Consider the following 12,556-nt stretch of genomic DNA (forward strand, 5'->3'; position numbering starts at 1 on the left):
CTTTTTCGAAATATTCAATTTTTATAATGAGAAACTTTTTACTTCTTCTTTTAATATTTTCTACCACTCTTACAGCACAAAAAAAGAACATTACATTAGAAGATATTTGGTCAAAAGGAACTTTTTCAAGTGAGACATTAAAGTCATTTCACTCTATGAACAAAGGTGATTTTTATACTCTTTTAAACCTTAACCAAGGTACTCGAAGTACGAGTATAGATAAATATGATTACAAAACTTTAGAAAAAATTGAAACTGTTGTAGACAGTAAGGATTTGCACGAGCTACCTTATTTTGAAAGTTATGAATTTGACAAGAATGAAAACAAATTATTATTAGGTACAGAATCAGAAAAAATATACAGGCATTCCTCTAAAGATACCTACTACGTTTACGACATTGCTTCAAAAAAATTACAACTAGTTTCTAAACATAAAATTCAAGAACCTGCGTTTTCTCCTGATGGAAATAAGGTAGCATTTGTTTATGACAACAATATTTATGTTAAAGATCTTATTACTGATATTACAGTTCAAGTAACAACCGACGGAAAAAAGAACTTCATTATTAATGGAATAGCTGATTGGGTTTACGAAGAAGAATTTTCTTTTGTAAGAGCTTTTCAATGGAATGGTGATTCAGATAAGATTGGTTTTTTGCGATTTGACGAAACCGACGTCCCTGAGTTTTCTATGGATGTTTATGGTAAATCTTTATATCCTTCACAACAAGTATTCAAATATCCTAAGGCTGGTGAAAAAAATGCGGTTGTAACGTTACACATGTTTAATCTTAAAGAAAAATCGAGTAAACAGGTGAACTTGGGTGAACTTGCTCAACATTATATACCAAGAATTAAATGGTCTAATGAGCCAAATACTTTAGCTGTTACCACTTTAAATCGTCATCAAAATAATTTGAATTTGATATTTGTTGATGGAAATACATTGGAGTCAAAATTAGTTTTAAATGAAAAGGATGCTGCTTATGTTGATATTACCGATGATCTTACTTTTTTAAAGGATAACAGTTTTTTATGGACAAGTGAAAAAGATGGTTTTAACCATATTTATCATTACGATGCATCTGGTAAATTAAAAAATAAAGTGACAGATGGTAATTGGGAGGTTTCTCATTACTACGGTTTTGAACCTAAAACAAAACGTATTTTCTATCAATCTACTGAAGGAGGTTCTATTAACAGAACAGTATTTTCAATAAAGTTAAATGGTAAGGATAAAAAATTACTAAGTTCAGCAAGTGGAACCAATAGTGCTGCTTTTAGCAATAGTTTTAGCTACTTTGTCAATACGTTTTCTAGTGCAAATACACCAGATATTTACACCTTGAATGAGGCAAAATCAGGTAAGCAATTAAAAGAGATAAAAAACAACAAAGAGCTTTCCGAAAAATTAAATGGTTATGACATTGCTAAAAAAGAATTCTTCACATTAAAAACTGAAAATGGCGATTTTAATGCTTGGATGATAAAGCCAACGGATTTTGATCCAAATAAAAAATACCCTTTGTTAATGTATCAATATTCTGGCCCTGGCTCACAATCTGTAGCCAATCGCTGGGGTAATAACAATGATTTTTGGTATCAAATGTTAGCTCAAAAAGGTTATATCATTGCATGTATAGATGGTCGTGGTACCGGGTTTAGAGGTAGAGACTTTAAAAAGGCTACCTATATGAATCTTGTGAAATTAGAAACAATCGATCAGATCAATAGTGCTAAGGAGCTTGGTGAATTACCTTATATAGATAAAAATAGAATAGGTATTTGGGGATGGAGTTATGGTGGTCATATGGCTACAAATGCTTTACTGAAAGGATCTGATGTGTTTTCTACTGCAATTGCAGTTGCTCCTGTTACTTCTTGGCGTTTTTATGATACCGTTTACACAGAAAGATATATGAGAACTCCTCAAGAAAACCCAAGTGGTTATGATGATAATTCTCCTTTTAATTATCCCGAATTATTAAAAGGTAATTATTTGTTAATCCATGGTTCTGGTGACGACAATGTGCATTTACAACATACTATGAGAATGGTAGAAGCCCTTATACAAGCTGACAAGCAATTTGATTGGGGAATTTACCCTGATAAAAATCATAGCATTTATGGTGGTAACACTAGATTACATTTATATAAAAAAATGACTAGTTTTATTGATGAACACTTAGGCTCATCTAAAGGTCAGTTATCTCAAAAAGAACAATTAAAAAATTAAACCCTTATAATTAGATTATGTCAACACTTATAAAACAGCCACATCAAAGAGAACTTTTTGGACATCCAGTAGGATTATATGTATTATTCTTTACAGAAATGTGGGAACGTTTTTCTTACTATGGTATGCGCGCCATTTTGGTATTATATTTAGTAACAAAAACCACCGAACAAAATGCTGGTTTAGGTTGGTCTAATGCAGAAGCTTTAGCTCTTTACGGGTGGTATACAATGTTGGTTTATGTTGCTTCTATACCCGGAGGTTGGATTGCTGATAATTTCTTAGGGCAAAAAAAATCTGTAATTGTTGGAGCAATTCTTTTGGTAATTGGTCATACTGTTCTTGCTATAGAAGAAATGTGGGCATTTTATACTGGCTTAGGTTTTATAATTGCTGGTGTGGGGATGTTAAAACCTAATATTTCTACAATGGTAGGTGGTCTTTATAAAAAAGGTGATATAAGAAGGGATAAAGGTTTTACAATATTCTATATAGGTATTAATGTTGGTGCTTTTCTTTCTAGTTTAATAGTTGGATATGTGGGTGAAGTTCATGGGTGGCATTACGGGTTTGGTTTGGCTGGAATTTGTATGCTATTTGGTTTGATTCAATTTGTTGCTGGACAAAAATATCTTAAAGGTGTCGGTGATTTCTTAGGAAAATCAGAAAATGAAGAAGAAAGAGCACTTCTTAAAAAGCCATTGACTAAAATTGAAAAAGACAGAGTTATTGTTTTAATTCTATCGTTTTTAATGGTAATAGTATTCTTTGGAGCATTCGAACAAGCTGGAGGGTTAATGAATATTTACGCAAATGATAACACCAATAGAATGTTGATGGGTTGGGAAGTTCCAGCTTCGTGGTTTCAATCATTAAATGCGTTCTTTATTATAACTCTTGGTACTACTGTAGCAGCTTTTTGGGCTAATAGACAATTAAAAGGTAAACAAGCTTCTTCTCTTTTTAAAATGATAATGGGGCTTATTATTATGGGTACAGGGTTTTTGTTTATGTCTGCAGCGTCTGTAGAATATCAAAATTCTGGTTCATCTGCAATGTACTGGTTAGTTTTAGCATATTTATTTCATACTGTTGGCGAATTAAGCTTATCGCCTGTTTCACTATCTTTTGTAACAAAATTAGCTCCCGCTAAATACGCATCTCTAATGATGGGGTTATATTTTGCTACTACTGGTCTTGGGAACAAAGTAGCTGGATTACTCGGAGAGTCCGCTTCAAAATTTGGTGAGTTTTCAGTGTTTACTGGAATCGCCGTTTTCTGTATTCTATTTGGCCTTTTAATTTTGGTTTTCTTCAAAAAACTAAAAGCTTTAACTCATGGAGCTGAAGATAATGAAAGAGAAATGGACAGCTCAGAATTATCTGAAATAGCAAGTAATTAAAATTTCACAAAGCCTTACCTAATTATTTTCTGTAAGGCTTTTCTTTTTATATAATCAAAACAACTTTTATGAATACTGATATCGAAAATCTATTTAAAGATAAGGTGCTAGGGCATCCTGCTGGATTATTTATTGTCTTCTTTACAGAAATGTGGGAACGTTTTTCATTCTATGGAATGCGTATTTTATTAGTTCTATTCTTAACTGCTCCTTTTGTGAGTGATAATCCAGGTTGGGAATGGCCACGTGAGCATGCATTGGCACTAATAGGTACTTATGCTTCTTTACTTTATCTAACACCAATTATTGGTGGATGGATAGCCGATAAAATTACAGGATATAGATTGGCGGTGGTTATTGGTTGTTTGATAATGACTTTAGGTCATGGCGCTATGGCCTTAGAAACTCAATTTGGGTTTTATGCTGGTCTTGCATTATTAGTAATTGGTACAGGATTCTTTAAGCCAAATATTGCTTCCATCATTTCTGAAATGTATAAGGGTAAAGAAGAGAAAAAAGATGGTGCTTATACTATTTTTTATATGGGTGTAAATGCGGGTGCATTTTTTGGTATGATGTTGTGTGGCTATTTAGCAGAGAACTTTGGATGGTCATATGGTTTTGGTCTTGCTGGAATTTTTATGCTAATTGGTATGTTGCAATTTTGGTTAGCTGGTCCATTATTTGGAAGTATCGGTGCTAAACCAAGTAAAAAACACGAGGTTGAAATTCAACAAAATATAAATGAGGAAGCTCCGGCTGAACAAGAAGATGCTAAAGTTGATGAAAAACTGAACCCGTTTACAGTATTTGATAAAATTTTAATTGCTTTATCTTCTATTGGAGGCTTATTATATTTGTTTAATGATCCTTTAGAAAAAATTGGAGGTACAAGTTTAGCTCCATTTGAAATCGGGGGAATGAGTGGATCAAATGTAATTGTGCTCGGCGCTCTTGTATTGTTCTTAATTTTACTTGTTACCAGAATATCTAGGTATCTACCTATAGTGCGTGATCGAATTATTGCTGTATCTATTTTTGGTGTATTTACAGTATTCTTTTTTGCTTTCTTCGAGCAATCCTTAGGTTCTATGACTCTATTTGCAAGAGATTATACCGATAGAGAATTGGTGGGCTCATCTGGAATGATCTTTAAAATTGTAGATGCCATTTTAACTATTGGTCCTCTAGCAATTATTACTTGGGTTTTATACTTATTGTTTAGTAAAACATATTCAAAAATTGGTCTTTCTAATATTGTTTTAGCTATTGCTTTTGTTGGTATTTGGGCATTGGTTTTATATCGAGTTTATGATAAATTCTCAACTGATGCGGCCGAAATTGACGCCACTTGGTTTGGTATTTTAAATTCATTCTTTATCATAACATTAGCGCCATTCTTTTCTCGATGGTGGGAAAGCAAATACAACCCCAGTGCGGCTATGAAATATGGCTTAGGATTAATTCTACTTGGTTTAGGGTTCGCTTTTTTATCCTATGGAAGTTCAGATATTCCTCAAGGAGCTAAAACAGCTTCCGTTAGTATTATATTTTTAATTGTAGCCTACTTATTTCATACTATGGGTGAATTATGCTTATCTCCTGTAGGTCTTTCTTATTTAAGTAAACTTGTTCCGGCAAGGATGATCGGTTTTATGTTTGGTGTTTGGTATTTAGCTATTGCTGTTGGACAAAAAGCTGCGGGTACCATGGGGGGAATGATTGATAAGATTTCTGAACAATATTCTATGGGTACTTTCTTTTTAATCTTCACATTGATACCAATAGGTGCAGGGCTGGTTTCAATTTTACTAAACCCGTTGTTGAAAAAATTAATGCACGGTGTACGTTAGATAATATACGAAACGCTCCATATGGAGCGTTTTCTTTTTGTAATTTAGGCATGTTATTTGCGTCTGAAGAAAAGATAAAAGATAGATAATGAAGAAATTAGTTGTATTAATAGCAATAATAGGATTTTCCTTAATGGGAATAGCCCAAGATCAAAAAATCAATTGGATGACAATTGAAGAAGCTGTTTCTGCACAAAAAGAAGAGCCTCGAAAGCTAATTATTGATATGTATACTACTTGGTGTGGCCCGTGTAAAATGCTAGATAAATATACTTTTCAAAATAAAGATGTTGCCAAATACATTAATGAAAATTATTATGCCGTAAAATTTAATGCTGAAGGAAATGATAAGGTAAACTTCAAAGGGAATACATTCACCAATCCAAATTATGATGGTTCTAGAAGAGGCCGTAATAGTTCTCATGAATTAACAAGATACTTTGGGGTTAGCGCATATCCAACCATCTTGTTTCTAGATGAAAAAGCTGATTTACTTACTCCGGTTAAAGGGTTTCATAAGCCAAAACAACTCGAAATATTCTTAAAGATTTTTGCATCGAACGACTATAAGTCTGTTACTTCTAAAGAACAATGGATGGATTATCAAAAAAATTTCAAACCTGAGTTTGAATAATTCTTTGTGCTAATAAATCAAATTTATACTTACTGTAGATAGATCTGAATTAGGAAATTTATAATAATGTTTAGGATCTATTTTTAGTCCAGCTCGTTCAACCGCCTTATTAAATACTTCGATTTCAACAATATACTGATCTGAAAAACCATGAGTAACATCATAAGCAGTACACGGTGTATTGCCTAAATTCATGCTAACTTTATTCGGATCAATAGTGTGTAACTCTATAAGTAGTAATCCATGTTTTTCAACATAAGGTTTCCATTTTAATAAATGTTCAACTAAACTTTGCTCAACATCCTTATTGCTTAATAGTTGGCCTCTGTGAGCGAATGCTCCGGTAGATGTTAAATCATATTCGTTTTTGCTTTTAGGGGTGTTAAAAGGCCTATTATGATCTAAAAATGAGCGAATATTCAGTAAATCTTCGAGCTTGACTCCATAAAGATTTCCTAATTTTTCATCTATTTCTGCTGGATTGCCAATATCACCCCAAACTACCTCTGCCCAAACATCTGCCTTTTTGAGGTTTCGTTGGGTGCTCAATAATGCTTCTTTATTATAATCTGCTCCGATTAAGATTAATTTGTTTTTATCTAAATCATCACGTCTATTTGTCTGTTGCCAAATCAAATTAAACATGTGTTCTAATAAAGCTCCATTGCCACAGCCTACATCAATAATTCCTTTTGGTTGTTGTTCTAAAGGTTTGTTGAAAATATCGAGCAAAACCTCATCTATTCGCTTAAAGTAAGTAGAGTGTGAACCTCCACTTCCCCAAACGTTGATGGTTCTAAACACATGCTGTTCATTGCCATGAATATCACGTTCAAAATAATGCTGATAGTTACCTCTTAAATAATCATTAATATTTGCCATTATTGGCAGATAAGAAGTTGTAACCCCATAAGCATAACTTTTTTCTAAAAGAAATTGTCCTTTTTTGGTAAGCTGTCCGTCATTTAATAATGATAAGTTTTCTAAAAATACTTGTAACAGTTTATTTCTTGCAACAATACTCATAGTAGCAATCTCCTCATTATTAGCATTGAAATTAAGATAAACCCAAATCGGTAATAATAAAACACCTTCTAGATGAATAAGTACCTCATTTTGATAGTACGAATCATCTTTATTTTCATTTCTAATCTCACCAAGTTTTTTCGACAATTCTAATAATTGTGCATCTATTGAAAAAGATGTGTCAAACGAGGTTCTTAACAGCGCTAATTGCTCCTTATAAACTTCTGAAAAAATAATATATAGCCTTATATATTTTTGTAGTTGTTCAAACTTCTGGGTTGTGCTAATTGAAACCTCAGTATTAGATACTTGATAGTCAAATATTCCTTGTGATGCCAAACTCCGCAACGCTATATTTAGATATCCACTGTTTAGTTTAGGAAATTTTTGACTAATCTTTTGAAGTGTGCTCTGCTTTTCTTCATTTAAAAAAGAGAAAAGGCCTTTAGTCTCCAACATAGCAATTGTATTGGTGATTGCCAGTCCGTCTTGATGCTTAAATAATAATGCTCTAAATTCTTTTTTCTCTTCTCTGGTTAATTGCATAGTTATATTCCTTTAGGAATTGCATTTATCAATCTTTTAGTATATGTTGTTCTTGGAGCTGAATAGATATCGTCTGCTTCACCTATTTCTTCAATCTTTCCATTATTCATAACGATCAGTTGATCTGCCATAAATTTAACAACTGCCATATCATGTGATATAAAGATATATGAAAAATTGAATTCTTTTTTTAACTGATTTAATAGGTTTAATACCTGAGCCTGTACAGAAACATCTAATGCAGAAACAGATTCGTCGCAAATAATCAATTTAGGTTGCAAAGCGATAGTTCTAGCAATACCTATACGTTGGCGTTGACCTCCTGAAAATTCGTGAGGATAACGATTGTAATACTCAGAACTTAACCCTACCTTTTCCAAAATTTCCAGAACTTTTTCTTTTCTTTCTTTATCGGAATTATACAAATCATGAACCTTCATAGGTTCCAAAATTGCTTTCCCAACAGGTATTCGTGGATTTAATGACGAAAAAGGATCTTGAAAAATGATTTGAATCTCTTTCCTAAGTTTTTTGAGTTCAGAAATTTTTAGTTCTGTTATATCTCTGCCTTTATATATAATTTCTCCTTCTGTAGCTTTTTCTAGCTGCATAATCGTTCGGCCTAATGTAGTTTTACCACAACCTGATTCACCAATTAGTCCTAAAGTTTCACCTTTAAAAAGCTTTAAATTTACCTCATCAACAGCTTTAACTACATTCTTATTTTTTGAAAACCAAGAAGTGTCTGTATTAAAATAGGTCTTTAGATTTTTAACCTCTAATAATGGTAAATCACCGTATAACTTTTTATGATTTTCTTGTCGTTCTTTTGTTGAAAAAACTTCATTACTAACCGACTCGTTTAAAAAACTTTCAACGGTTGGTAATACTTTTAATCGTTTATCTAAATTTGGTTTAGAATTGATTAATGCCTTGGTATAATTATGTTGAGGGTTTTTAAAAACTTCTTTGACGTTACCTTGCTCTAAAATTTTACCTTGATGCATTACAACTATTTTGTCTGCAATTTCAGAAACAAGCGAGAGATCATGTGAAATGAAAATAATGCTCATTTCAGTCTCTTCCTGTATATCCTTCAATAGTTTGATGATTTCTTTCTGCACAGTAACATCAAGTGCTGTCGTTGGTTCATCTGCAATAAGAATGTCTGGTTTGCAGGCAATAGCCATAGCTATCATTACACGTTGTTTTTGCCCTCCAGAGAGTTCATGAGGGTATTGGTTATAAATTGTCTCTATTCTAGGTAACTTAACCTTTTCAAATAATTCTAAAACCTTATTTTTTGCTTGTTTTTTAGAGATAGGTTCATGCTGCAACAAAATCTCTTGAACTTGATAACCGCAGGTAAGGCTAGGGTTTAATGAGCTCATGGGTTCTTGAAAAATCATTGAAATCCTATTACCTCTTATTTTCTGATATTCTTTTTCATTAAATTCTAAAAGGTTTAAGTTATTAAAAAGAACTTTACCATTTATTATTGTTTTTGATTTAGGTAATAGTCCTAAAATTGCTAATGAAGAGACTGATTTACCAGAACCTGATTCACCAACAATTCCTAAAATTTCATTTTTATTCAAAGAAAAGTTTGCATCAAAAAGCACTTGCCTTTTTATATTTTCTGATAAAAAATAAACATTGAGATTTTTTATTTGTAGCATGAAAAGATCAATTCTTATCTATTATAAATATACATGTTTTAAATCAAAAAATATATACGTTTTAACCACAAGATAGCATTGTATTTTTAGTTACTTTGCGAAGTCTGTAAATTTTATAAATGAATTACTTATCCGTAGAAAATATCTCAAAATCGTATGGTGAACTCATCTTGTTTCAAGATATTTCTTTCGGTATTAATAAAGATCAAAAGATTGCTTTTGTAGCAAAAAACGGAACAGGTAAAACTTCACTGTTAAATATCCTTGTTGAAAATGATATGCCAGATTCGGGTAAAATAGTTTCCCGTAAAGGTTTAAATATTGCATTTTTAGCACAAAACGATCAACTAAACCCTGATTCGACCATTGAAGAAGCAATATTTGACTCGGATAATAAAACATTAGAGGTTATTCATCAATATGAAAAAGCTTTAAAAAATTCTGAAGATGCAGATGCTTATCAAAAGGCATTTGAGTTAATGGAACTAAACAATGCTTGGGATTTTGAAACACAATACAAGCAAATATTATTTAAACTTCGGCTAGAGGATTTGTCTTTAAAAATTGGTAATCTTTCTGGAGGGCAACGCAAACGGCTTTCTTTAGCCATCATCTTAATCAATAAACCAGATTTATTAATTCTTGATGAGCCAACCAATCATTTAGACTTAGAAATGATCGAATGGTTAGAAAACTATTTTCATAAAGAGAAAATGACACTTTTTATGGTGACTCACGATCGTTATTTTTTAGAACGTGTCTGTAATGAAATAGTTGAGTTAGATAACGGTAAATTACATACTTATAAGGGTAATTATTCTTACTATTTAGAGAAAAAGGAAGAAAGACAGTTAATTGAACAAACAAATTTAGAGAAAGCTAAAAACCTATTTAAGAAAGAGCTTGATTGGATGAGACGCCAGCCTAAAGCTCGTACAACAAAATCTAAATCTAGGGTTGACGATTTTTATCAGATTAAGGAAAAAGCACATCAGCGCAGAAAGGATCATAAAGTTACTTTAGAAATCAATATGGAGCGTTTAGGGAGCAAAATAGTTGAGCTTCATAATGTTTCTAAAGCTTATGATGGTAAAGTAGTTCTCAATAAATTTGATTATGTATTTAAGCGTGGCGAACGTATAGGGATTATTGGTAAAAACGGTACCGGGAAATCAACCTTTTTAAATATATTAACTTCTGCTATTTCTGTTGATGGAGGGAAAGTTATTGTGGGGGAGACGGTAAAATTCGGTTATTATACTCAAAAAGGAATTCACATAAAAGAAGGACAAAAAGTAATTGATGTTATTAAAGAATTCGGTGAGTATATTCCTCTGACTAAAGGACGTAAAATATCAGCAGGACAGTTGCTAGAACGATTTTTATTCGATCGTAAAAAGCAATATGACTATGTAGAAAAGCTCTCTGGTGGAGAGCAAAAGCGATTATATCTATGTACTGTACTCATTCAGAATCCTAATTTTTTGATATTAGATGAACCTACTAATGATTTAGATATTCTAACACTTAATGTTTTGGAAGATTTCTTATTAGATTATCCTGGAAATCTAATAGTCGTTTCACACGATCGTTATTTTATGGATAAAATTGTAGATCATTTGTTTGTATTAGACAATAGAGGAAATATCTCTGATTTTCCTGGAAACTATTCTGATTATCGTGCTTATGAGGATTCGCAACCAAAGGAAGAATCTCAAAAAGAGAAAAAAGAAGATTCTCGTGTAAAAACTTCTTCGAAAGGAAAACTATCATATAATGAAAATAGGGAATTTCAAAATTTAGAAAAAGCTATTTTAATGCTAGAAAAGGAAAAAAATACAATTGAAAAACAGTTTGAAAATAATGAAGTTGCTAACGATAACATTACAGAAATTTCAAATAGACTTCAAGAAATAATCAATGAAATTGAAACTAAAGAAGAACGCTGGCTAGAACTATCTATGAAGTTAGAAGGTTAATTAAACCCGCACTATTTCATTCTCTTTCAATAATTTCAAATTATTAAACCGTAGTAATAGTTGAGCAACGGCAATAGTGTCCTTTTCGCAATAATCAATGATTTTTTTAAGATTATTTTCATGATAATAAACTCTAGCTACATCGCTACCGTCTATGTCTTCTTTTGGAGAAGGGATGTCTAAAATATTGGTCAACAATCGCAAAGAAGTATAATGTTTGTAGTCACCAAACTTCCATAAATCTAGAGTGTCAAGGTGAGCAACTTCCCAAGGTTTCTTCCCGAAAAGATTTAGTTTAGCTGGTAATTCAATGCTGTTAATAATCATTCTTCGGGCTATATATGGAAAGTCGAATTCTTTTCCGTTATGTGCACACAATAAGTGTTGTGGTTTATTAAAATGATTTTCTAAAAGACCTTTAAAGTTCTCTAGGAGTTCTTTTTCATTGCCAGATAAAGATTTTATTCTAAAATTTCTATTTCCGTTTAAATCAATAAAATAACCAACCGAAATACATATAATCTTACCAAACTCAGCCCAAATACCAGCTTTATCATAAAACTCTTCTAGTGTAGATTCATCTTTACGCTGATAAGCAGTTTTTAAAGCAAAGAGTTCTTGTTTTTCTTCTGATAAGTCAGAGAATAACTCAACTTCTGGTACTGTTTCTATATCTAAAAATAGAATATTTTCTATATTGATTTTGTCTAACATTATAAACTAAATATATAAAATTTAGATGAAAAAAAAGCGAGCACTTGGCTCGCTAATGATAAAGGTTTGGTATATATTATCTTATTACAAGTTTTCTAGTTACCGAATATTTATCCTCTGAAATCTTTAAAATATAAACACCAGGGCCCAATTTTGATACATCCAAGCGAATTTTGTTGTTTTGTAAAGTTTTAGAAAAAATCAGTTTTCCGAGAACATCAAAGATTTGAACATTTTTCCGCCTATTCTGAAGCGTTGCTATGTATAAATTCCCATCTGATACAGGGTTTGGATACATTTTAAATCCCTCTATCTCATTTTGTTGAGCAATTTTTTCTTTATTATCTATTTGTCCATCAATACTTTGAGTAAAAGCAAATATGGTGCATAAAAAAAAGAAAATGAGAAAGTAAAGTTTCTTCATAGCTATGATTCGTTCGCAGCAAGTTGACAACGGTTAAAGTTACAAAAATCTCTTAAAAAAT

The 12,556-nt window shown here is 31.9% G+C and carries 9 protein-coding genes; 5 read left to right on the plus strand and 4 right to left on the minus strand.

The window, feature by feature from the left end; translation table 11 throughout:
• The first annotated feature begins 26 nt into the window (after positions 1-26).
• The 4 genes from AC1EUV_RS03400 (at position 27) to AC1EUV_RS03415 (ending at position 6,127) form a co-directional block, all read left to right on the plus strand.
• Positions 27-2,237 (plus strand): S9 family peptidase, encoded by a 2,211-nt coding sequence (locus tag AC1EUV_RS03400; protein WP_480197256.1) that lies wholly within the window; start codon positions 27-29, stop codon positions 2,235-2,237.
• Between the two features lie 17 nt (positions 2,238-2,254).
• On the plus strand, positions 2,255-3,640 hold the full coding sequence (locus AC1EUV_RS03405; RefSeq protein ID WP_480197257.1) for a peptide MFS transporter: 1,386 nt from the start codon (positions 2,255-2,257) through the stop codon (positions 3,638-3,640).
• Positions 3,641-3,708: 68 nt separating this feature from the next.
• Positions 3,709-5,493 (plus strand): peptide MFS transporter, encoded by a 1,785-nt coding sequence (locus AC1EUV_RS03410; RefSeq protein ID WP_480197258.1) that lies wholly within the window; start codon positions 3,709-3,711, stop codon positions 5,491-5,493.
• Positions 5,494-5,581: 88 nt separating this feature from the next.
• Positions 5,582-6,127, plus strand: coding sequence for a thioredoxin family protein (locus tag AC1EUV_RS03415; RefSeq protein ID WP_480197259.1), 546 nt, complete (start codon positions 5,582-5,584; stop codon positions 6,125-6,127).
• Between the two features lie 9 nt (positions 6,128-6,136).
• Here the strand turns inward: AC1EUV_RS03415 and AC1EUV_RS03420 are convergent, their stop codons facing one another.
• On the minus strand, positions 6,137-7,699 hold the full coding sequence (locus tag AC1EUV_RS03420; RefSeq protein ID WP_480197260.1) for a class I SAM-dependent methyltransferase: 1,563 nt from the start codon (positions 7,697-7,699) through the stop codon (positions 6,137-6,139).
• 2 nt (positions 7,700-7,701) lie between these two features.
• A complete protein-coding gene (locus AC1EUV_RS03425; protein ID WP_480197261.1) occupies positions 7,702-9,378 on the minus strand; it encodes an ABC transporter ATP-binding protein in 1,677 nt (558 codons plus the stop codon).
• Positions 9,379-9,497: 119 nt separating this feature from the next.
• Between AC1EUV_RS03425 and AC1EUV_RS03430 the strand changes: the two genes are divergently transcribed.
• Positions 9,498-11,357, plus strand: a complete 1,860-nt coding sequence (locus AC1EUV_RS03430) for an ABC-F family ATP-binding cassette domain-containing protein (RefSeq protein ID WP_480197262.1) — start codon at positions 9,498-9,500, stop codon at positions 11,355-11,357.
• Here AC1EUV_RS03430 and AC1EUV_RS03435 read toward each other — a convergent pair whose 3' ends face one another.
• Both AC1EUV_RS03435 and AC1EUV_RS03440 read right to left on the minus strand, forming a co-directional pair.
• The gene (locus AC1EUV_RS03435) at positions 11,358-12,071 is read right to left on the minus strand and encodes a 3'-5' exonuclease (RefSeq protein ID WP_480197263.1); all 714 of its coding nucleotides are present in this window, start codon (positions 12,069-12,071) and stop codon (positions 11,358-11,360) included.
• 76 nt (positions 12,072-12,147) lie between these two features.
• A complete protein-coding gene (locus AC1EUV_RS03440) occupies positions 12,148-12,495 on the minus strand; it encodes a T9SS type A sorting domain-containing protein (protein WP_480197264.1) in 348 nt (115 codons plus the stop codon).
• Positions 12,496-12,556 lie beyond the last annotated feature (61 nt).

This window comes from Maritimimonas sp. 2304DJ26-3 (genome assembly GCF_056591635.1).

Bases quoted from the DNA above. Each gene is read 5' to 3' on its own strand.
- AC1EUV_RS03400 (WP_480197256.1), top strand. From the start codon at position 27: ATGAGAAACTTTTTACTTCTTCTTTTAATATTTTCTACCACTCTTACA.
- AC1EUV_RS03405 (WP_480197257.1), top strand. From the start codon at position 2,255: ATGTCAACACTTATAAAACAGCCACATCAAAGAGAACTTTTTGGACAT.
- AC1EUV_RS03410 (WP_480197258.1), top strand. From the start codon at position 3,709: ATGAATACTGATATCGAAAATCTATTTAAAGATAAGGTGCTAGGGCAT.
- AC1EUV_RS03415 (WP_480197259.1), top strand. From the start codon at position 5,582: ATGAAGAAATTAGTTGTATTAATAGCAATAATAGGATTTTCCTTAATG.
- AC1EUV_RS03420 (WP_480197260.1), bottom strand. From the start codon at position 7,699: ATGCAATTAACCAGAGAAGAGAAAAAAGAATTTAGAGCATTATTATTT.
- AC1EUV_RS03425 (WP_480197261.1), bottom strand. From the start codon at position 9,378: ATGCTACAAATAAAAAATCTCAATGTTTATTTTTTATCAGAAAATATA.
- AC1EUV_RS03430 (WP_480197262.1), top strand. From the start codon at position 9,498: ATGAATTACTTATCCGTAGAAAATATCTCAAAATCGTATGGTGAACTC.
- AC1EUV_RS03435 (WP_480197263.1), bottom strand. From the start codon at position 12,071: ATGTTAGACAAAATCAATATAGAAAATATTCTATTTTTAGATATAGAA.
- AC1EUV_RS03440 (WP_480197264.1), bottom strand. From the start codon at position 12,495: ATGAAGAAACTTTACTTTCTCATTTTCTTTTTTTTATGCACCATATTT.